This window comes from Leifsonia sp. T36S-04, assembly GCF_042465655.1.
GTDB lineage: Bacteria > Actinomycetota > Actinomycetes > Actinomycetales > Microbacteriaceae > Leifsonia.
Genome location: NZ_CP146286.1, coordinates 979,364 through 1,000,425, shown reverse-complemented (window position 1 = coordinate 1,000,425; position 21,062 = coordinate 979,364). Strand labels below are relative to the sequence as shown.

18 protein-coding genes and 1 riboswitch are annotated in these 21,062 nt (G+C 70.5%); of the genes, 12 read left to right on the top strand and 6 right to left on the bottom strand.

The window, feature by feature from the left end:
* Nucleotides 1–2: 2 nt before the first annotated feature.
* Nucleotides 3–1,187, bottom strand: coding sequence for a glycine cleavage system aminomethyltransferase GcvT (gene gcvT / locus P3F85_RS04915; protein ID WP_374010132.1), 1,185 nt, complete (start codon nucleotides 1,185–1,187; stop codon nucleotides 3–5).
* Nucleotides 1,188–1,354: 167 nt separating this feature from the next.
* Nucleotides 1,355–1,443, bottom strand: a riboswitch (glycine riboswitch).
* A gap of 234 nt (nucleotides 1,444–1,677) precedes the next feature.
* Between gcvT and P3F85_RS04910 the strand changes: the two genes are divergently transcribed.
* The 11 genes from P3F85_RS04910 to P3F85_RS04860 all read left to right on the top strand — a co-directional run bounded on the left by P3F85_RS04910 (nucleotide 1,678) and on the right by P3F85_RS04860 (nucleotide 12,764).
* Nucleotides 1,678–2,409, top strand: coding sequence for an NUDIX domain-containing protein (locus tag P3F85_RS04910; protein WP_374010131.1), 732 nt, complete (start codon nucleotides 1,678–1,680; stop codon nucleotides 2,407–2,409).
* Nucleotides 2,406–3,716, top strand: a complete 1,311-nt coding sequence (gene nadA / locus P3F85_RS04905; protein ID WP_374010130.1) for a quinolinate synthase NadA — start codon at nucleotides 2,406–2,408, stop codon at nucleotides 3,714–3,716. The genes P3F85_RS04910 and nadA overlap by 4 nt, the downstream gene beginning before the upstream one ends.
* Before the next feature lies 1 nt (nucleotide 3,717).
* The gene (gene nadB / locus P3F85_RS04900; protein ID WP_374010129.1) at nucleotides 3,718–5,298 is read left to right on the top strand and encodes an L-aspartate oxidase; all 1,581 of its coding nucleotides are present in this window, start codon (nucleotides 3,718–3,720) and stop codon (nucleotides 5,296–5,298) included.
* The gene (gene nadC, locus P3F85_RS04895) at nucleotides 5,292–6,146 is read left to right on the top strand and encodes a carboxylating nicotinate-nucleotide diphosphorylase (protein ID WP_374010128.1); all 855 of its coding nucleotides are present in this window, start codon (nucleotides 5,292–5,294) and stop codon (nucleotides 6,144–6,146) included. The genes nadB and nadC overlap by 7 nt, the downstream gene beginning before the upstream one ends.
* Nucleotides 6,143–7,285 (top strand): cysteine desulfurase family protein, encoded by a 1,143-nt coding sequence (locus P3F85_RS04890; protein WP_374010127.1) that lies wholly within the window; start codon nucleotides 6,143–6,145, stop codon nucleotides 7,283–7,285. The genes nadC and P3F85_RS04890 overlap by 4 nt, the downstream gene beginning before the upstream one ends.
* Before the next feature lie 136 nt (nucleotides 7,286–7,421).
* Nucleotides 7,422–8,096 (top strand): hypothetical protein, encoded by a 675-nt coding sequence (locus tag P3F85_RS04885; protein WP_374010126.1) that lies wholly within the window; start codon nucleotides 7,422–7,424, stop codon nucleotides 8,094–8,096.
* Between the two features lie 112 nt (nucleotides 8,097–8,208).
* The gene (locus P3F85_RS04880; RefSeq protein WP_374010125.1) at nucleotides 8,209–9,723 is read left to right on the top strand and encodes an MDR family MFS transporter; all 1,515 of its coding nucleotides are present in this window, start codon (nucleotides 8,209–8,211) and stop codon (nucleotides 9,721–9,723) included.
* A 110-nt stretch (nucleotides 9,724–9,833) separates the two neighbouring features.
* Nucleotides 9,834–10,403 (top strand): carboxymuconolactone decarboxylase family protein, encoded by a 570-nt coding sequence (locus tag P3F85_RS04875; protein WP_374010124.1) that lies wholly within the window; start codon nucleotides 9,834–9,836, stop codon nucleotides 10,401–10,403.
* Nucleotides 10,400–11,434 carry an ADP-ribosylglycohydrolase family protein gene (locus P3F85_RS04870; protein ID WP_374010123.1) on the top strand — a complete coding sequence of 345 codons (1,035 nt, stop codon included), beginning with the start codon at nucleotides 10,400–10,402 and terminating at the stop codon, nucleotides 11,432–11,434. The genes P3F85_RS04875 and P3F85_RS04870 overlap by 4 nt, the downstream gene beginning before the upstream one ends.
* Nucleotides 11,427–12,368, top strand: coding sequence for a PfkB family carbohydrate kinase (locus P3F85_RS04865; protein WP_374010122.1), 942 nt, complete (start codon nucleotides 11,427–11,429; stop codon nucleotides 12,366–12,368). The genes P3F85_RS04870 and P3F85_RS04865 overlap by 8 nt, the downstream gene beginning before the upstream one ends.
* A gap of 36 nt (nucleotides 12,369–12,404) precedes the next feature.
* A complete protein-coding gene (locus tag P3F85_RS04860) occupies nucleotides 12,405–12,764 on the top strand; it encodes a DUF488 domain-containing protein (protein ID WP_374010121.1) in 360 nt (119 codons plus the stop codon).
* Nucleotides 12,765–12,850: 86 nt separating this feature from the next.
* On the opposite strand, the gene P3F85_RS04855 is transcribed toward P3F85_RS04860, so the two are convergent.
* From P3F85_RS04855 to P3F85_RS04835, 5 genes are all read right to left on the bottom strand, one after another.
* On the bottom strand, nucleotides 12,851–14,782 hold the full coding sequence (locus P3F85_RS04855; RefSeq protein WP_374010120.1) for a cellulase family glycosylhydrolase: 1,932 nt from the start codon (nucleotides 14,780–14,782) through the stop codon (nucleotides 12,851–12,853).
* A 58-nt stretch (nucleotides 14,783–14,840) separates the two neighbouring features.
* A complete protein-coding gene (locus P3F85_RS04850) occupies nucleotides 14,841–15,680 on the bottom strand; it encodes a carbohydrate ABC transporter permease (RefSeq protein WP_374010119.1) in 840 nt (279 codons plus the stop codon).
* Nucleotides 15,673–16,659: a carbohydrate ABC transporter permease gene (locus tag P3F85_RS04845; protein WP_374010118.1), complete on the bottom strand. Its 987-nt coding sequence runs from the start codon at nucleotides 16,657–16,659 to the stop codon at nucleotides 15,673–15,675. Before P3F85_RS04845 ends, P3F85_RS04850 begins: the two co-directional genes overlap by 8 nt.
* Nucleotides 16,660–16,758: 99 nt before the next feature.
* Nucleotides 16,759–18,063 (bottom strand): sugar ABC transporter substrate-binding protein, encoded by a 1,305-nt coding sequence (locus P3F85_RS04840; protein ID WP_374010117.1) that lies wholly within the window; start codon nucleotides 18,061–18,063, stop codon nucleotides 16,759–16,761.
* A gap of 314 nt (nucleotides 18,064–18,377) precedes the next feature.
* Nucleotides 18,378–19,409: a LacI family DNA-binding transcriptional regulator gene (locus P3F85_RS04835; protein ID WP_374010116.1), complete on the bottom strand. Its 1,032-nt coding sequence runs from the start codon at nucleotides 19,407–19,409 to the stop codon at nucleotides 18,378–18,380.
* 159 nt (nucleotides 19,410–19,568) lie between these two features.
* Here P3F85_RS04835 and P3F85_RS04830 point away from each other — a divergent pair, with 159 nt between their 5' ends.
* Nucleotides 19,569–20,984 (top strand): NAD(P)/FAD-dependent oxidoreductase, encoded by a 1,416-nt coding sequence (locus P3F85_RS04830; protein ID WP_374010115.1) that lies wholly within the window; start codon nucleotides 19,569–19,571, stop codon nucleotides 20,982–20,984.
* Nucleotides 20,985–21,062: the final 78 nt, after the last annotated feature.

Sequence of the window (21,062 nt, the reverse complement as noted above, 5' to 3'; positions counted from 1 at the left end):
GGCTAGCGCTTCTTTCTGCTGTAGAAGGGGAGGGCGGTGACGGTGTACGGGAGGCGGGTGCCGCGCACATCCACGAAGAGCTCGGTGTTCTCGCGGGCGAACCGCGGCGCGACGTAGGCCATCGCGATCGGGCGTCCGAGCGTCGGAGACAGGGCGCCCGAGGTGACGACTCCGACCTCGGCGTCCTCGCCCGTGACGTCGTCCTTGGCGAAGACCGGGTAACCGGCGCGGGCGGCACGCTTGCCCTCGCCGGTCAGCCCGACGAGCACGCGGGCCTCCGGATGCGGGCCCTCCTCGCTGGCGGCGCGGCCGATGAAGTCGGTGTCCTTCGCGAGGTTGACCACGCGGGCGAGCCCGGCCTGGGCGGGCAGGGTGTCGCGGCCGAGCTCGTGGCCGTACAGCGGCATCCCGGCCTCCAGCCGGAGGGTGTCGCGGCTGGCGAGGCCTGCGGGGACGAGTCCCTGCTCGGTGCCCGCCTCGATGAGGGCGTCCCACAGGGCGCGGGCGTTGTCCGGCGCGATGTACAGCTCGAAGCCGTCCTCGCCGGTGTAGCCGGTGCGGGCGATGAGCACCGGATGGGTCTGGAAGAGCGCAGGTAGCGACCAGTAGTACTTCAGCGCTGAGAGGCGCTCGCCGAAGTCCTCGCCGTCCAGTGCGCCCTCGTCGGCCGCCTGGCCCTCGGTGGCCAGGAGGATGGACAGCGCGGCCGGCCCCTGCACTGCGAGCAGTGCGATGTCGTCGGACTCGTCGAACACTTCGACGTCGAACGGAGCGGTGCGGTCCCGCAGCTCCTGCGCCACGGTCTCCCGGTTGGAGGCGTTGGCCACGACCATGTAGCGATCCTCGCCGGTGCGGTACACGACGAGGTCGTCGACGATGCCGCCGGAGCGCGACAGCAGGAGGCTGTACTTCGCCTGGTGCAGGGCCAGCGCCGACAGCTTTCCGGCGAGCGCGTAGTCGAGCGCCTGCCCTGCCTCCGGGCCGATGAGGACGATCTCGCCCATGTGGGAGAGGTCGAAGAGGCCCGCGGCGTGCCGGACGGCGTGGTGCTCGGCGAGGTCGGACGAGTAGCGGACGGGCATCTGCCAGCCGGCGAAGTCGGTGAAGGATGCGCCGGCCGCGGTGTGCGCGTCGTGGAGCGGGGAGGTGCGCCCGTCGCTGGTGGACGGGGTCTGCTCTGAGGACATGAGTTCTCCGATTCGCCGGCCGTCGGCCGGGGGTTGCGGAAGCGTCGCCGCTTCCGGGAAGAACTCCCCCTCTGTCATCCGGCCTGAGAGTTTCACCGCCTCCACGTGGGAGGGCGGCTTTCACCGTGGGCGAGGGCGGCGGCTGCCGTCCTGCTTTTCAGAGTGGCCAGTCCGATGCGGTACACGTACCTGAGAGATTGTCGGGGAGGATTGCTCCTTCGGTGCCGCGCGAACGCGACTCTCCCGCATCGACCTCGTGGCCCGGTATTGAGTTGGATGTCCGGCCAGCATATCGGCTCCCGCACCTCCCCGCGCACCCCGTTCACCCCGCAGATTCGTGACGAATGCGCGTTATCGGTAGCGCATACCGCGCATTCGTCACGAATCTTCAGCGAAGGGGACAGAGATTGTGGTTTTGGTCGAGGTGACACTAAGATGGGAGGCAGTTAGAGTCACGATGACTTTTAGGTAGCGGGAGCAGGAGCAGGCCATGACGGCACGGCACGAACGCGCGAGCGCCATTCTCGCCGTGTCCACGGTCATCTTCGCCCTGCGCAGCGACGACGAGACCGGAGGCGTGCCCCAGGTGTGGCTGCCGCTCGTGCGCCGCATCCGGGAACCGTTCGAGGGACGCTGGGCACTGCCGGGCGGACCGCTCCGGGTCGGCGAAGACCTCGCCTACGCCGCCGCACGCTCCCTGAACGACACCACCGGGCTCACCCCGAGCTACCTGGAGCAGCTCTACGCCTTCGGCGACGCCGACCGCTCCCCCGGAGCCGACCGCGTCGTCTCGGTCGTCTACTGGGCGCTGGTCCGGAGCGAGGAGGCGGAGCGGGCGAGCGTGAGCGAGAACGTGCGCTGGTTGCCCGCCGACGACCTGCCCGAACTGGCCTTCGACCACAACGTGATCGTGGAGTACGCGCTCTGGCGGCTCCGCACCAAGATGGAGTATTCGCGCATCGCCCACGCCTTCCTCGGCGAGCGCTTCACGCTGGCCCAGCTGCGCGGCGTGCACGAGGCCGTGCTCGGCCGCGGCCTCGACCCGGCCAACTTCCGCCGCACCATCGAGGCCTCGGGCGCCGTGGTCGCGACCGACGAATACCTCACCGGCACGCCGCACCGTCCCCCGCGGCTGTACCGCTACAACGACCAGATCGACCTCGCCGACGCCGGCCCCCTCCCCCGCCAGCAGCATCCCTTCGAAGGAAGAAGCGAATCATGACCAGCACCGCCGCACCCATCGCTTCGGTCGACACGACCATCCGGCTCATCGCCTCGGGCCGGCTCGACGGCGAGACCTGCACGCCCGACCTGGTGGAGGCGCCCTGGCAGTTCGATACGCTGCTCCCCTCCTATGGCCCCGGCGCTTCGCTCGGCGACCCGATCCCGGCGAACGCGCCGGTGCAGGGCGAGCTCCCGGAGGAGTACCGCACGGCCTCAGCGGTCGAACTCGGTGACCGCATCCGCGCCGCCAAAGCCACGCTCGGCGACCGCGTCGCCGTGATGGGGCACTTCTATCAGCGCGACGAGGTCGTGCAGTACGCCGACTTCGTGGGCGACTCGTTCCAGCTCGCGAACGCGGCGAAGGCGCGCCCGGAGGCGGAGGCCATCGTCTTCTGCGGCGTGCACTTCATGGCCGAGACGGCGGACATCGTGTCCCGGCCCGACCAGAGCGTCATCCTCCCTAACCTGGCCGCCGGATGCTCGATGGCCGACATGGCCGACCTCGACTCGGTGCAGGAGTGCTGGGAGCAGCTGGAGGAGCTGTACGGCACCGAGCCGGACGCCGACGGACGCGTCCCCGTCATCCCCGTAACGTACATGAACTCGTCTGCCGCCTTGAAGGCGTTCTGCGGCGAGCACGGCGGCATCGTCTGCACCTCGTCGAACGCCTCCACCGTGCTGGAGTGGGCGTTCGAGCGCGGGCAGCGCGTCCTCTTCTTCCCCGACCAGCACCTCGGCCGCAACACGGCGAAGGCGATGGGTGTGCCGCTCGAGCAGATGCCGCTGTGGAAACCGCGGAAGCCCTGGGGCGGGACGGACACCCGGACCCTCGAAGACGCGCGGGTGATCCTCTGGCACGGCTTCTGCTCGGTCCACAAGCGGTTCACCGTGGGTCAGATCGAGCACGCGCGGGCCGAGTTCCCGGGCGTCCGCGTGATCGTGCACCCCGAGTGCCCGATGGATGTCGTGGATGCGGCCGACGAGTACGGCTCGACCGACTACATCGTGAAGGCGATCCAGGCGGCGCCCGCCGGATCCACCTTCGCGATCGGCACAGAGATCAACCTCGTGCAGCGGCTCGCGGCGCAGTTCCCGCAGCACACCATCTTCTGCCTCGACGCGGTCGTGTGCCCCTGCTCGACGATGTACCGCATCCACCCGGGCTACCTCGCCTGGGTGCTGGAGGGGCTGGTGCGGGGCGAGGTGCTCAACCAGGTGACGGTTCCGGAGTCGGTGGCGGCACCCGCTCGCGTAGCGCTGGAGCGGATGCTCGCGGCGCGCCCCGACACCACGATGGCGGCGTGACATGAGCCGCGTGGTCGTGGTCGGGAGCGGGATCGCGGGCCTCACCGCGGCCCTGCGCGCCCGGGCGCTCGGGCACGCCGTCACGATCGTGACGAAGGCGGCCCTCACCGACGGCAGCACGCGGTACGCGCAGGGCGGCATCGCGGCGGCGCTGTTCGCCGACGACAGCATCCCGTCGCACATCGCCGACACGCTGCGCGCAGGAGCCGGGCTGAACGTGGGCGAGGCGGTCGAGGCGCTCTGCGCCGACGGGCCGGACCGTGTGCGCGAGCTGATCGCACTGGGTGCAGCGTTCGACCGGGACGGGGATGCGCTCGCCCGCGGGCTGGAGGCCGCGCACTCGGCCGCCCGCGTGCTCCACGCCGGGGGCGACGCGACGGGCGCCGAGCTGGAGCGGGCGCTGGCTGCGGCGATCGCCGGCGCGGGCATCCCGGTGATCGAGCGTGCGTTCCTGCGCGATGTCGCCGTCGACGACGGACGGGCCACCGGCGTGCACCTGCTGGTCGACGGCATCCCGCTCGCCCTCCGGGCGGACGCCGTGGTGCTGGCGACCGGAGGCTGGGGACGGCTGTACGCGCACACCACGAACCCGGCGGTGGCGACGGGAGATGGCGTCGCCGCGGCCTGGCGGGCGGGAGCGGTGCTCGCGGACCTCGAATTCACGCAGTTCCACCCGACCGCGCTGCACGCACCGAGGGCGGGCGGTGCAGGCGCCTTCCTCATCTCTGAGGCCGTGCGCGGCGAGGGCGCTGTGCTCCGCAACGACGCCGGCGAGCGGTTCATGACGGACCTCCACCCGGATGCGGAGCTGGCCCCGCGCGACGTCGTGGCCCGCGGGATCGCGGTCGAAATGGCCGCGCAGGGCGGGCATCCGGTCCTCCTCGACGCCACGGCGCTGGGCGCCGCGTTCCTGGCGCGGCGCTTCCCGACGATCGATGCCGCCACGCGCGCCGCCGGCTACGACTGGGCGCGCCATCCCATCCCGGTGACTCCTGCCGCCCACTATGCGATGGGCGGCGTCGCGACCGACACTGCCGGACGGACCAGCGTGCCGGGGCTGTTCGCCGTCGGCGAGGTCGCCTGCACGGGGGCGCACGGCGCCAACCGCCTGGCGTCCAACTCGCTGCTGGAGGGTCTGGTGTTCGGGCACCGCGCGGCGGAGGCGATCGACGCGGCCTGGACGGAGGTGCCGGCCTGGGTGCGGGAGGCGGCGGTCGCGACGACCGCCGTCGCGACAACCGCGGTCGCGCGCACCGCCGCGTCGCGCCCCTTCAGCCGCGAACGGCTCGGCAGCCTGCTCTGGGAGGCCGCCGGCGTGCACCGCGATGGGCTACGCCTGGCGGACGCCGCCGCCGAACTCGCCGCGACCGCAGACCCGGAGCCCGGGGAGGACGCCGATCTCCTCACCCTCGGCCGCCTCGTCGCCGCCGCCGCTCTCGCCCGGGAGGAATCGCGCGGCGCGCACTTCCGGTCCGATTTCCCGCTCTCCGGCCCGGGGACGCCCACCCACACCGTGCTGCTCCCGCACCCGCAGCCCCTTCTCTCCACGACCGCCCGACTCGAGGTTCCCACCGCATGCTGACCCGTCAGATCATCCACACGGTCGTTCAGGCCGCCCTCGTCGAAGACGCGCCCTGGGGCGACGTGACCAGCGAGCTCCTCATCCCGGAGGGCGCCACGGCGACCGCGCGCCTGGTCGCGCGCGAGCCCGGGACGTTCGCCGGCGGAGACGTGTTCGCCGCGGCCATGACGCTGACCGACTCGGACATCACGGTGACCGTGCACGTCGCCGACGGCGGCGTGTTCGCCGCCGGGGATGCCCTCGCGACCGTGTCCGGCTGTGCGCGCTCGGTGCTGCAGGGTGAGCGGGTCGCCCTCAATTTCGTCCAGCGCATGAGCGGGATCGCCACCCTGACCGCCGCGTTCGTCGCCGAGGTGGCCCACACGTCCGCCCGGATCGTCGACACCCGCAAGACCACGCCGGGACTGCGCGCGTTCGAGCGGCATGCGGTCCGTGCGGGCGGCGGGCACAACCACCGCTTCTCCCTGTCGGATGCGGTGATGGCGAAGGACAACCACCTCGCGGTGCTGACGGCGCACAGCGGCCTCTCGGTGACGGATGCCCTGCTGCGCGTGCGCGAGCAGCTCTCGCACACCACGCATCTGGAGGTCGAAGTGGATCGCATCGACCAGATCGAGCCCGTGCTCGCGGCCGGCGTCGACACGATCATGCTCGACAACTTCAGCCTCGACGAGCTCCGGGAGGGGGTCGCCCTCGTCGCCGGTCGCGCCATCGTCGAGGCCAGCGGGAACGTCAGCCTGGCGACCGTCCGCGACATCGCCGAGACCGGCGTGGACGTGATCTCCTCCGGCGCGCTCACCCACAGCGTCCGTTCGCTCGACCTGGGACTGGACGTGATGGTCGAGTGATCTACCTCGATGCCGCCGCCACCTCTCCGGTCCGCCGGGAGGTGTTGGAGGCGATGTGGCCGTACCTGACGGGCGACTTCGGCAACCCGTCGAGCCACCACTCGATCGGCGAGTCGGCGGCCCGAGGGCTCTCTGACGCGCGCTCCACGGTGGCCGAGTGGTTCGGCTGCCGGGCTTCGGAGGTCGTCTTCACGTCGGGCGGGACCGAAGCGGACAACCTCGCCGTCACGGGCATCGCGCTCGCGAACCCGCGCGGACGGCACATCGTGACGACCCGGATCGAGCACGAGGCGGTGCTGGAGTCGGTCGATTATCTGGTGCGGCTGCACGGCTTCTCGGTCACCTTCGTGCCGATCGGGCGCGACGGGCTGGTCGCGGCCTCCGACTTCGCGGCGGCGCTTCGGCCGGACACGACGCTCGCCTCGGTCATGTTCGCCAACAACGAGGTCGGGACCGTCCAGCCGATCGCGGAGCTCGCGGCCCTCGCGCACGAACGCGGCGTTCCTTTCCATACGGATGCGGTGCAGGCCGCGGGCTGGTATCCGTTCGACGTGCGGACACTGGGCGTGGACGCGCTGAGTGTCTCCGGCCACAAGATCGGCGCGCCGAAGGGCGTCGGCGCGCTGTTCGTGCGCGGGCGCATCCCTCTCGAACCGCTCATCCACGGCGGCGGACAGGAGCGGGGACGCCGCTCCGGCACCGAGAATGTGGCGGGTGCGGTCGCGCTGGCGACGGCCGCGCGGCTCGCGGCGGACGGACTGGAGGCGCGCGCGGCGGCGACCGCGGCGGCACGCGACGCCTTCATTGCGGCCGTCCTGGCGGAGGTCCCCAGCGCCTCGCTGACGGGGCATCCGGTCCTGCGGCTGCCGGGCACCGCATCCTTCGTCTTCCCCGGCACGAACGGGGAGGCGGTGCTGCTGGAGCTGGAGCGGCGCGGCGTCGTGTCCTCCAGCGGGTCCGCCTGTGCGGCCGGGAGCGAGGACGCCTCGCACGTGCTGCTCGCGCTGGGCTACCCGGAGGATGTCGCGCGCACCGCCGTGCGCTTCTCCTGGGGCCGGGAGGTCACGCCTGCGCAGCTGGACCAGGTCGCGCTCGCGGTCGGTGAGGCCGTGCGCACGGTCGCGGGTCTCGGCGGCTGATCCGCGACAGCCAGGGTCGCCGGACAGCATCCTCTCGCCCGGCCAGGAAATCAACCGCCTCGGCCCGCCCCTACGGGCCGCCTACCGTTCATTCAATCGACCACCCGCTCATTCGGCGGGCGACTCCGGAAGAGGGATGGATATGACTGAGCCGATCACACCATCGGAAGACCGGCGTGCGGGCGAGGCGGTCTACGACCGCGACGCGACCGGCGCCCCCGTGACCGTCGACCGCACCTCGTCCCTCAGGAGCGACGTCCTCGAACGCGAGAAGAGCGAGTTCGGCGGGATGAAGTTCGGCTCGGCCTTCTTCGGCTGGCTGACGGCGACAGGGACGGCCGTGCTCCTCACCGCGCTCGTCGCGGCGGCGGGTGCGGCCGTGGGACTGGGCACCTCCGGCGGCAGCGCCAACGCGGCCGTCGACCAGGCCAGCAAGAACGCATCGACCGTGGGGCTCGTCGGCGCCATCGCGCTCGTCGTCATCCTCTTCGTCGCGTACTTCTGCGGCGGTTACGTCGCCGGGCGGATGGCCCGCTTCGACGGCGCCAAGCAGGGCATCGCAGTGTGGCTGTGGGCGGTCGTCATCGCCGTCGTCGTCGCCGTGCTGAGCCTCATCCTGGGCAGCCAGTACAACATCCTGGGCAATCTCAACAGCTTCCCGCGCATCCCGCTGGGTGAGGGCTCGGTCACCCTGACCGGCATCATCACCGCGGTCATCGTCGCCCTCGTGAGCCTGGGCGCCGCCATCCTGGGCGGGGTATCGGGGATGCGCTACCACCGTCGTGTCGACAGAGCCGGCCTCGGTCGCTGAGCCCGACGCGACGACGCTCGCGCCGTATTCCCCAGTTCTGCGGAGAGCGAACTTCTCCACAGTTCACGTCACGGCCACCCCGGATGTCGGTGGTGATCGATAGGTTGGACCGGTGACTGAGAAGACCTCACCCGCGCCTTCCGTCGACGCCGGCCGGCTCGACCGCCCGACCACGCCCGTGGACGTCGACGCGTCCCCGCGCATCGCCCCGCGCGATCAGCGGGTGATCTGGCTTCTGCTCGCAGCCACCTTCGTCGTGATCCTCAACGAGACGATCATGACGGTCGCCATCCCGAAGCTGATGGACGACCTGCACATCGACGCGCTGGCGGCGCAGTGGCTGTCGACCGCCTTCATGCTGACGATGGCGGTGGTCATCCCCATCACGGGCATCCTGCTGCAGCGCTACTCCACCCGGCAGATGTTCATCGCGGCCATGTCGCTGTTCTCCCTCGGAACCCTGGCCGCCGCGCTCGCGCCCGGCTTCATGGTGCTCGTCGGCGCCCGCGTCATCCAGGCGTCCGGCACGGCGATCATGATCCCCCTCCTGATGACCACACTGATGACGTTGGTGCCGCCCGCGTTGCGGGGGCGCACGATGGGCAACGTCTCGATCGTCATCTCGGTCGCGCCGGCGATCGGGCCGACGATCTCCGGCCTGATCCTGAACTTCCTGACCTGGCGGTGGATCTTCCTCATCGTCCTGCCGATCGCCCTCGTCATGCTGCTCATCGGCATGCGCTTCGTCGAGAACGTCACCGAGCCCAAGAAGGTCCGGATCGACGTGGTGTCGGTGATCCTGTCCGCCTTCGGCTTCGGCGGTCTCGTCTACGGCCTGACCCTCTCCGGCGAGTCCGGGGCGTCCGCGCCCAGCCCGCTCCTGCTGTGGGGTTCGCTCATCGTCGGCGTCCTAGGGCTCGCCGCCTTCATCACGCGCCAGCTGCTCCTGCAGCGCAAGGACCGGGCACTGCTCGACCTGCGTACCTTCCGGTATCCGATCTTCACCGTGGCGATCGTGCTGATGGCGATCACGACGGCATCCATGTTCGGTGTCATCATCGTGCTCCCGCTGTACCTCCAGCACGTGCTGCACCTGACCACACTGGCAACCGGTCTCATCCTGCTTCCCGGCGGCCTGATCATGGGGCTCGCGGCCCCGTTCGTCGGGCGGCTCTACGACCGCTTCGACCCGCGTGTGCTGGTCGTGCCGGGGTCGATCCTCGTCAGCCTGGTGCTGTGGTCCCTCACGATGGTCGCCGAGACCACGCCGGTCGGGCTCATCATCGCGGCGCACGTGGTCATGTCCCTCGGTTTGGCGATGATGTTCACGCCGCTGTTCACGGCCGGGCTCGGCGCGGTCCCGCCGCACCTGTACTCGCACGGCAGCGCCATCCTGGCCACCATCCAGCAGGTGGGTGGCGCGGCCGGCACCGCACTGCTGGTCGCGGTCCTGACCCTGCAGGCGACGGTGCTAGCGAGCGGCGGAGCCTCGGCGGATGCGGCGCAGGCCGGAGGCATCCGTGCCGCCTTCGTCGCCGGCGCGATCATCTCACTGTTCGCGGTGGCCGGGTCCTTCTTCATCCGGAAGCCCGCCGATGTCCCGGCCGAGGCGGCCTTCGCGCACTGAAGACGGCCTGCGCGCGGGCGTTCGGGCCCCGCGCACGTGGCCCGCTCGCACCTAGCCCTCCGCGCCGCGTGCGCGTGAGAATAGGAGCGACCGCACGCGAGGAGGCAGCCGTGTCCATCATCCGCACCCCCGAACCGTCCGAGGCCGCAGGCGAGGTCGCCGCGATGTACGCGGAAGACCTCGACGACCTGGGCTACGTTCCCGAGTACACGCGGGTGATGAGTGTGAATCCGCAAGGCTACCGGGCCTTCGAGGATCTCGTGGGGGCGGTTGGAGCGACACTCGGCAAGCGCCGCTACGAGCTCGTGACGCTCGCCGCGGCGCAGGCGCTGGGCTCAGAGCACTGCCGGCTGGCGCACGGGCGGAAGTCCCTCCAGTACTTCGACGAAGCCGATCTGGAGCGGATCGCCCGCGACTACCACCACGCACCTCTGAGCGACGCCGAGGTGGCGATGATGGAGTACGCCGAGCGGCTGAGCACCGACTCTGCCGCCATGACCGAGGACGACGCCGCACGGCTGCGCGCGCACGGCTTCACGGACCGCGAGATCGTCGACATCACGCTCGCCGCCGCGGCGCGCAACTTCTTCAGCAGGGCCATCCAGGCGCTGGGCGTCCGGACCGACGTCCCACCGGACCTCAGCGACCGGCTGCGCGACGCCCTGCTGGCGCCGCTGTGAGAGACAGCGCGCGCAACCGGGCCCTCGCCTCTCTGCAGGGCCTGGCGCTCGGCGACGCCCTCGGAATGCCGACCCAGTCCCTGTCGCGCGAGCGCATCGCGGCCGACTACGGCCGCATCCGCAGCCTCGTCGCCGCAGGGCCGCACCAGCAGATCGCCACCGGAATGCCGGCCGGCTCCATCACCGACGACACCGAACAGGCGGTGATCCTGGCGCGGCTCATCATCGACGGCGAGGGCATCGTCGAGCCCGCCGCGTTCGCCGCCGCGCTGCTCGCCTGGGAGCACACGATGGAGGCGCGCGGCTCGCTCGACCTCCTCGGTCCGAGCACCCGGTCGGCCCTCAAGCGACTGCAGGAGGGCGTCCCCCCGGAGGAGGCGGGCCGCTTCGGCGCGACGAACGGCGCGGCGATGCGCATCGCACCAGTGGGGATCGCGGTGCCCGTCGAACCGCTCGGCGCGTTCGTCGACGCCGTCGTGGCCGTCAGCGCGCTGACGCACAACACCGGGCTGGGCATCGCCAGCGCCGCCGCGGTCGGGGCCGCCGTCAGCGCGGGCATCGACGGAGCCGAGGCTCCGGAGGCGCTCGACCTCGCCGTCGCCGCCGCACGGGAAGGCTCGCGCCGCGGGTACTGGGTGGCCGGAGGGGACATAGCCGCACGGCTGGAATGGGCGATCCCCGCAGTCGTCGCACTCGCTCCACGCGATCAGGACGACTTCGTCGCCGAGGTGGTCGGCACGTCCGTCGCCGCCCAGGAGTCCGTGGTCGCGGCACTGGCACTCGTGGCCGCGACGGTCGCAGGCACCGACCCCGCGCATCCCGGGCCCGACGCTGCCTGGCGGACGCTGTGCCACGCGGCGGAACTCGGCGGCGACACCGACACCATCGCGGCGATTGCCGGAGCTGTGCTCGGCGCCACGGGGGCGGCGGAGTGGCCGCATGCGGCGCTGCACACCGTCCAACGGGTCAACGCGCTCGACCTGGAGCTCCTCGTCGACGGCCTCCTGCGCGTGCGGAGACATCATGGCTGACGGGCGGCTCATCTTCACCGGGACAGTCGTCGTCGATCTGCTCCTGCGGGTGGACGCGCTGCCCGAACGGGGAGGCGACGTCCTGGCGTCCGCCGCCGGCATGTCCGCAGGGGGCGGCTTCAACGTCATGGCGGCGGCCGCACGGGACGGCGCGGAGGTGGTCTTCGCCGGGCGTTCCGGCACCGGTCCCTTCGGCGAGGTGGTCGCCGAAGCACTGTGGCGGGAGGGCATCTCGGTCGCGCATCCACCCCTCGAGACCGCCGACAACGGCTACTGCGTCGTTCTCGTCGACGGCGACGCCGAGCGCACCTTCGTGACCGCTCCCGGCGCCGAAGGGATGCTGACCCGCGCCGACCTGGACATCGTGCAGCCGAGGAGAGGCGACGTCGTCTACGCCTCCGGGTACAGCCTCGCCCATCCTGTCGCCGGCGCGGCCGTCGCGGGCTGGCTGGACGCGCTGGACCCGGAGACGCGGGTCGTGTTCGACCCGTCGCCGCTCGTCGGCTCGCTCGACCCGGAGCTTCTGCAGAGCGTCCTCGCGCGCACCGACGTCCTGAGCGCGAACGCCAGGGAGGCCCGGATTCTCCGCGCCCATTCGCATCCGGCACCCGCCGCCGGGGCGCTGCGCGCGATGCTGCGCCAGGGCGCGGACGGCACCGCGGTGGCCGTGGTCCGCGACGGGGCATCCGGATGCTGGGTCGCGACCGGCGACCCCGCGCCGGCGCACCTGCCGGCGTTCCCGGTGTCGGCCGTCGACACGACCGGCGCGGGCGACGCCTTCGGCGGCGTGCTCGCGGCGGCGCTGGCGCGCGGCGCCGACCCGCTGCAGGCGGCGCGGCGCGCGAACGCGGCGGCGGCCATCGCGGTCACGCGACCGGGACCGGCGACGGCCCCGACCGCCGCCGAGACCGACGCACTGCTCGCGGCCGGCTGACCGGCGGCCATTCCGCACACGATGAGGGAGCATCCCATGATCAGCGTGAAACGCATCTACGACCCACCCGCGCCGGACGACGGCTTCCGCATCCTCGTCGACCGCTTGTGGCCGCGCGGCATCAGCAAGGCGCGCGCCGACATCGACCTCTGGCTGAAGGAGATCGCGCCGTCGACCGAGCTGCGTCGCTGGTTCCACGAGGACGTGTCGATCGAGGGCGAGATCTTCGACGAGTTCCGCACCCGCTACGAGCGCGAGCTCGACACCAACCCGGCCGTCGCCGAGCTCCGCACCCTGACCCAGGACCACCCCGTGGTGACCCTCCTCGTCGGCGCCCGCGACCCCGAACTCAACCACGCCCACATCCTCGTCGCCTACCTGTCCACCCACCCCTGACCAGCCCGCAGCCCGCGAGCACAGGAAATGTGCGGGAAATCGGGCCTGATCCCCGCACTTTTCCTGTGCTCGCGGGCTACGGGAGGTCAGTCTTGCGTGAGGAGGCGGACGGCCACCCCGTAGGGAGGGAGGGTGACGGACGGGGACGGGGTTGCGTCGAGGCTGCGAAGGTCGCCGCCGGCCACCGTCGGGGTGACCGTCACCTCGGAGGCATGCTGCGAGACGAAGAACACGAAGCGGCGGCCGTCCTCGTGCACGAGCGAGTCCGTGAAGACCAGCGGGTCGTCGAGGCGCACGTCGCGCTCCACATCGGCCACGTCGGCGAGCGCGTCGTACAGCCGCCACGTCTGCTCGGGATTCACGCGCCCCTGGGCCGACGCGAAGTACTCGAGTGGATACGTCGACAGCACCGCGCGCCCCGCGCCGTGCTCCTGCACCACGATCGCCGGTCGCCCGTGCGCATCCACCGCGACGACGCGTCCGGAGGTCACCCGCACCGGCAGGTAGGTGCGTCCGTTCTCATTGCCCGCCGCGGCGAACGACAGCTCCGTTCCCGCGGCGATCGGCCCGAAGTCGTCCGTGAACCGCAGCACCACGGTCGCGTCGTCCACCGGCTCGGCCAGGCCGTAGGAGCTGTCCATCCGCACCCCGAACAGTTCCTCGGTGTGCGCCCACCAGGGCCCGCGCTGCACGCCGCTCGGCCCGTGCGAGTACGACGCGTAGACCGTCGCGCCCTCGTCTGCGAGCGCGACGAGCTGCTGCCACGACGTCGCACAGAGCTGCTTGACCGACGGCAGCAGGTACAGCCCGTACCCGGTCGGCAGTCCGCCGTCCACTTTCTCCCGGACCACCGCGACCGGGATGTGCGCCTCGTGCGCCGCGATGTACGCCTGCTCCCCCGTCGCGACGATGTGGGCCCGCTCGTCCTCGTTGGTGAACGGGTAGTCCTCGGCGAGGTGAGACGGGACGACGAGCGCCGCATCCACCGCCGACCTCCGCACCGACGGCAGGTCGATCGCGGCCAGGTCGGACGCGAAGCTCGCCAGCTCCCGCAGCGGCGGTTTGGGGGCACCGTGCCGGTCGGTGATGCCGAAGTGCATCTCGAACGGATGGTGCGAGTAGGGCCGCTGGTCGGCGAGGTCGTCGTAGTCGGTGTTGTTCCACGCGATCCACCCGGTCGCACCCGCCAGCAGCGTCGAGTACAGCAGTTGCCGGTAGTAGGAGGCGGCCCCCGCGTCCGAGACGAAGTCGCTCGTGAGGCCGAACTCCTCCATGATCACGGGCAGGCCGTGCGTCGCCGACAGCTCCGCGATGTACGCGGCCTTGAGGTGCTGCCGGATCTGGTCGGTCTCCATGCGGTACACGTGCGGGCCGATGAAGTCGGTGAACTCCGCCAGGTCGCGCACCGAGAAGCCGTTGTCGTGGCCGGTCGTCTCGATCCCCCACGCGCCGTCGCCGACGGCGACCGGCTGCGTCCCGCCGCCCGCACGCACCGCGTTCACGAGCAGCGAGGCCCAGGCGTCGACGATGGGACGCGGTGCCTCGCCACCGTAGATCGGCACCTCGTTGGTCAGCAGCCAGCCGGCCACGGCGGGATGCGTCGCGAACCGCGCCGTCAACTCGCGGACGTACCAGGCCTGACGGCCGACGAACCAGACGTCGCTGTACAGGTCGCGGCCCTCGCGCCAGGCCGGATCCCAGTTCTCGCCCGACATGTGCCCGACCAGGAAGGTCGGCACCGTGGTCATCCCGACCTCGCTGTGCGCATCCAGGAAGTCGGCGAAGTTCGCCACGCACTGCTCGTCCAGCGAGTCCGGGGTGGGATGGAAGTCGGGCCAGTAGAAGAAGGACCGCGTCATGTTGAGGCCGTGCTCGGCGAGCACGCGCAGCTCGTCCCGCACGATCGCGGGGTCGTAGCGCGTCCACATGAGCGGGCCTCCGGTGCGGGACCAGAAGTTGGCGCCGAGCCACACCACCGGGGCGTCGTCGACCGTCAAGACCGGGGAGGGGCGATCCATGATGCCTTTCAGAGGGAAGAACGAACTGCGACGGAACGGGAGCGGCCGGAGCCGCCGGTCACTTGACCGCGCCGGCCGTCAGCCCTGCGACGAAGTTGCGCTGCAGCAGCAGGAACGCGACCACGATCGGAAGCGACACGACCAGCGACGCCGCCATGATCTGGTTCCAGTAGACGTTCGTCTGCGTCGAGTAGAGCTGCAATCCGACCGCAAGCGTCCTGTTCTCATCGGTCGTCATCACCGACGCGAACAGCACCTCACCCCAGCTGGTCATGAACGAGTAGATCGCGACGGCGATCAGCCCCGGGCGGGCCGCGGGGAGGACGACGTGCCAGAGCGCACCCATCGGGCCCGATCCATCCACCTTCGCCGCCTCGTCGAGGTCGCGCGGGATGCCGTCGAAGTAACCGGCGAGCATCCAGATGGAGAACGGCAGCACGAACGTGAAGTACGTGATGATGAGGCCCCAGCGCGTGCCGACCAGCTGGATTCCGGTCGCCTGGTTGATGTTCACGAAGATGAGGAACAACGGCAGCAGGAACAGCACGCCGGGGAACATCTGCGTCGACAGGACCGTCGTGGTGAACACGTTGCGGCCCTTGAACCGGTAGCGCGACACCGCGTAGGCGGCGAACACGGCGATCACCAGCGAGATCAGCGTCGCCGCGCTCGACACGATGAGGCTGTTCACGAAGTACGAGGCCAGCGGGACGGTCGTCCACATGTCGATGAACGGCTGGAAGGTGATGTTCTGCGGCCACCAGGTGAACGCGGCCTGCACCTCCGAGAGCGGCTTCACCGACGAGGTGATCATCACGTAGAGCGGCACGACCGTGAAGATCGTCAGGAAGACGACGACGACCCAGCGGAAGACGTGGGATGAGCGGGTCTCACGCATTGCGGTTCCTCCGGTTCACGACGAGCAGGTAGGCGCCGGTGACGATCAGCAGGAACAGCAGCAGGAGGACGCTCATCGCGGCACCCGAGCCGAAGTTCCAGGTCAGGAACGACGCGTTGTAGATGTGGAAGGAGATCAGGTCGCCACCCGGTGGCTGCGCTGTGCTCCCGAACAAGACGAACGGTGTGTTGAAGTCGTTGAACGTCCACAGGAACATCACGAGGAGCAGCACCGAGTTCACCGGCCGCAGCATCGGCAGCGTGATGGCGCGCCACTGGCGGAACGGCTTGGCGCCGTCCACTGCGGAGGCTTCGTAAACCTCCGCGGGGATCGACTGGAGCCCGGCCATCAGCATCAGGAAGGCGAACGGCCAGAGCCGCCAGATCGCGACGATGACGATCGACCAGAAGGCGTTGCCGCCGATGAGCCAGAACGGCTTGTCGCCCGGCAGCCCGAGGTTGTCGAACAGGAAGTGGTTGATCGCTCCCGTGTCCTTCTGGAACATGAACTTCCAGGTGATGATGCCCGCGTAGAGCGGCAGAGCGTACGGCACGAGGAAGAGGGTGCGGAAGAACGCGCGGCCCCGGAACCGACCCTGCAGGGCGACGGCTGCGGCCATCCCGAGCACCCAGGAGAGGCCGACGACCAGGATGGTGAAGCCGACGGTCACGAAGAACGACCGGAGCAGGCCTGCGCCGACCGAGCCGCTGAAGTCGAGGGCGACGGCGTAGTTCTTGAGCCCGACGAAGGGCGCTTCGCCCCAGTTGGCGATGTAGAACTTGGTGAGCTGGAGGAAGCTGATCCAGATACCGGTGAGCATCGGCACGACGTGGATGAGCAGCTCGAAGATGATGGCCGGACCGAGAAGGATGAACGGCAACCACCAGCCCTTGGGGCGGGGGCGCTTCTTCGGCTTGGGCGGTGGGGCGTCCACCGGAACGGTGCGTGACGGTCCGCGGACGTCTGTCGTCGTCGACATGGGTCTCCTTGAGGGGTGTGGCTGTGTCCGCCGGGCGGGACGCCGGGACGCATGGCTGCGGCCGCGACGCCCCGCCCGGCAGAGCGGGTCAGGCTGGGGTCAGCCGCCCATCGACTGCTTGACCTGGTCCTGAGCGTTGCTCAGGGCCGTCTTGATGTCCGAGTCGGAGACCGTTCCACCGGTGGCGATCTTGGCGAACATGTCGTTCATCGCCTTGCCGACGGTGTTCTCGAACTGGTCCTCGGCCGCCACCAGGGGAAGCGGCTTCGTCATGTCGTTGTAGATCTTCTGGAAGGTCGCGGCCTCTTCGGCGTTCTCCGTGAAGGTCGGCTTCGCACCGTTGAGCACCGGCAGGCTGGCGTACGGCTTGCCGAGCTTCGACTGGACGTCCTCGCTCGTCATGTACTTGACGAACTTGAGCGCGGCATCCTTGTTCTTCGTGTTCTTGAAGATCGACAGGTTGATGCCGGCGACGAAGCTGGCGATCTTCTTGCCGTCGGCCGGAGCCGGGAAGGGCACGACGCCGTACTGGTCGTTCTTCATGCCGTTGGACACGATCGACGCGTCGGCGTTGTTCTGGCTGAGGATCATCGCGACCTTGCCGGTGGCGAAGTCGTTGACCGCCTGGACGCCGTTGTCGTACTGCGCGTTCGAGGTGGCGACGACCTTGTCGGACTGCATCAGGTCGAGGTAGCGCTTGATGCCGTCGATGTTCGCCTGGCTGGTGAACGTCGGGTTGCCCTTGCTGTCGAACCACTCGCCGCCGTTCTGCGCCGAGTTGATGAACGCGAAGTGGACGTTCTCGGTGTAGCTGCCCGCTGCGAGCGAGAAGCCGTACTGGGTGCCGTTGGTGAGCTTCTTGGCGTCGGCGACCAGGTCCTCCCACGTCGCGGGCGGCTGCAGGCCCGCGGCGGTGAACATCGCCTTGTTGTAGTAAAGGCCGTACGCGAGGCCGTAGAGCGGGACGCTCGTGACGGGCTTGCCCGGCGCGCCACCGGTCTCGAGCGCCGTCTTGACGAACTTGTCGCTGCCGCCGATCGCCTTCATGTTGGCGTCGTCGTACGGGAGGAAGGCGCCGGTCGCCTGCAGCGAGGCGGCCCAGGTGTTACCGATGTTGAGCACGTCCGGGCCCTGGCCCGACGTGACCGCCGTCTGGATGCGCGTCTGCAGGTCGTTCCAGCCGATGACCTCGAGCTTGACCTTGACGCCGGTCTGCTTGGTGAACTCGTCCAGCACCGGGGTGAGGACCTGCTTGTCGTTGTCGAGGCTGGTTCCCTGGTTGCTGGCCCAGTACGTCAGCGTCGATCCGCTGGACGATGATCCGGATCCCGAGCTGCTGCAGCCCGTGACCACGAGCGCTACCGCTGCGGCGACTGCCGCGACGGAAATGGCGCGTTTCCTCATTGTGACTCCTTCGTCTCTTGATGGTGGCGCTGCCGGTCCCGGTGCGAGGGCCGAGCGGCGAGGCGCCAGGGGAAGCCTAACTTAACCGGTTCAGGTGTCAATCCTTGACTTCACCTCGTCCGAGGGTATACCGGCCGGTCGCCTCCTTCCGCCCGCCCCGATAACGCTTCGGACTCGGTCCCGGGTGCGCGATTTGGCGCAAATCGTGGTTATGGCAGCCCCCAGAACCGCGATCTGGCGCAAATCGCGCGCGGCGACGCGGCGGAGTCGACGGACGAGCGGGCGAGCGGACGAGCGGACGAGCGGGGCGCCCGTCAGCGCGCGGCGGCCTCGCGTGCCGGGAGGCTCGTCGCCCGCGGGACGAGGCGGCTGGGGCGCGCGCGCCGGTCGGCGGCGGGCGTCCCCGCCAGCTGGTCGAGCAGCAGCCGCGTCGAGCGCCGGCCCTGCTCCTCCGGGTAGCGGTCGAGAGCCGTGATCGGGCGCGTGCCCAGGCGGCACAGCAGCGAGTCGTCCCAGCTGACAATCGCCACGTCGTCCCGCCCGGCGTGGGCGAGCGCCGTCTGCGCGCCGAGCGCGAGGAGGTCGTTCGAGGTCAGCACGGCCGTGATGGACGGATCGTCCCGGAGGTGCTCCGCGGCGATCCGCTCCCCCTCCTCCATCGAGTAGTCCGACACACCGAACACGAACTCCATGCCGTGCTCGCGGCCGTGCGCCGCCACCGCATCCCGCCGGTCCTGCTCGTGCTCGAACTCGGCGGGACCCGCGATGTGCAGCGCCCGCCGATGGCCGAGGGATGCGAGGTGCCCGACGAGCAGGCCGGCATCCGCCCGCGCGTCGTACAGCAGCACCTTCCCGGGTGCCAACGTCTCGCGATTGCCGTGCAGAACGAACGCCAGGCCGAGCTCGTCGAGCAGCGCCGGCCGGGGGTCGTCGAAGGTCAGGTCGAACAGCATGACGCCGTCGACCCGGGCCTCCGCGCTCCAGCGCCGGTACGCGGCGACGTCTTGGCCCGCATCCCCGCCGACCATCCGCAGCAGCAGCGACTGCCCGGTCTCGGCGAGCTCGCTCTCGACGCCGGCCAGCAAGCTCATGTAGTACGGCTCCGCGCCGAGCAGTCCCGGGTCGCGGCGCAGGACGATGCCGATCGTGTCCGACCGCGCCCGCGACAGCGCGCGCGCCGACGAACTGGGATGCCAGCCGAGCTGCTCGGCGAGCGCCAGCACGCGCTCCCGGGTCTCGTCGCTCACCCCGGGCAGCCCGTTGAGCGCGTACGACACGGAGGCCTTCGAGAGCCCGAGCCGGTCGGCCAGCCCTGCGATGGTCACGCGACCCGCTCCGTTGCTCACGGCCGCCTCCCTTCCTGCTGCGGCCCCCACGATACTTGTTCGCCGGCCCGCCGCATCCACAGAGTTCGCCACGGACCCTCTCGACCGACCGGACGGAATGGATGGCACCGCCCCGGTTTTGCGACGAACCAGCGCAGCGGCGTCGGGCAGAATGGCGGCGTGAGCCCCTCCCGGACCAGCACCGTTTTCGAGCGACAGCGACCGGACGACGCGGTCGTGCGGAACGCCCTCGCGCCCAGCAGGCAGGCCGTGTTCTGGACGGAGAATGCGCCCGGCGACCACTATCCCCGGCTCCGCGGCGACGTGAGCTGCGACCTGGCCGTCGTCGGCGGCGGCTACACCGGCCTGTGGACCGCGCTGCTCGCGAAGCGTGAGGATCCGTCGGCGCACGTCGTGCTGCTCGAGGCCCGGCGTGTCGGCTGGGCGGCATCCGGACGCAACGGCGGCTTCTGCGAGGCGAGCCTCACGCACGGGGAGGACAACGGCCGCAGCCGCTGGCCCAGCGAGTTCGACGAGCTCCAGCGGCTCGGGATGCAGAACCTCGACGAGATCGAGGCGATCGTCGCCGAGCTGGGCATGGACGCCGAATTCGAGCGCAACGGAGCCCTCGATGTGGCCACCGAGGAGTATCAGGTCGAGAGCCTGCGCGAGTCCGAGGGTCCGGATGCGACCCTGCTCGACCGGGACGCGGTGCGCGCGCTGGTCCACTCCCCCACCTACGAGGCCGGCCTGCTGCGGAGGACCGACTCCGCGCTCGTGCACCCCGCGAAGCTGGCGCGTGCGCTCGCCCGGGCCTGCGTGGAGGCCGGGGTCGAGATCTTCGAGCACAGCCCGGTCGAGAGCATCGGCGACGGCACGGTGCTCGACACGCCCACCGGGACGCTGCGGTCGCGGCGCACCGCGCTCGCCACCAATGTGTTCCCCAGCCTGCTGCGACGGAACCGGCTCGCGACCGTGCCCGTGTACGACTACGTGCTGATGTCGGAGCCGCTGAGCGCATCCCAGCGGGCATCGATCGGGTGGGAGGGACGCGAAGGCATCGGGGACTCGGCCAACCAGTTCCACTACTACCGGCTGACCGCGGATGACCGCATCCTGTTCGGCGGCTACGACGCCGTCTACCACTACGGCGGCCGGGTGCGCTCATCGTACGAGGACCGCCCGGAGACGTTCCGGCGGCTGGCGAGCCACTTCTTCACGACGTTCCCGCAGCTGGAGGGTCTGACCTTCACGAACCGCTGGGCCGGGGCGATCGACACGTGCAGCCGGTTCTGCGCCTTCTTCGGCTCGGGGCGCCAGGGCCGGGTCGCCTACGCGGCCGGATACACCGGGCTCGGGGTGGCGGCCACCCACTTCGGCGCGAAGGTGATGCTGGATCTGCTGGCCGGGCGGTCGACCGAGCGCACCGAACTCGAGATGGTGCGGACTCGGCCGATCCCGTTCCCGCCGGAGCCCGCCGCCTCCGTCGGCATCAACCTGACGCGCTGGTCGCTGGATCGCGCCGACCACACCGCCGGGCACCGCAACGCCTTCCTGCGCACTCTGGATGCGGTCGGCCTCGGCTTCGACTCCTGACCGCGCGATCCATGGGACGCAACACGCCGTTATCGCGCACGGATAACGGCGTGTTGCGTCCCACAGATTGACGTCACG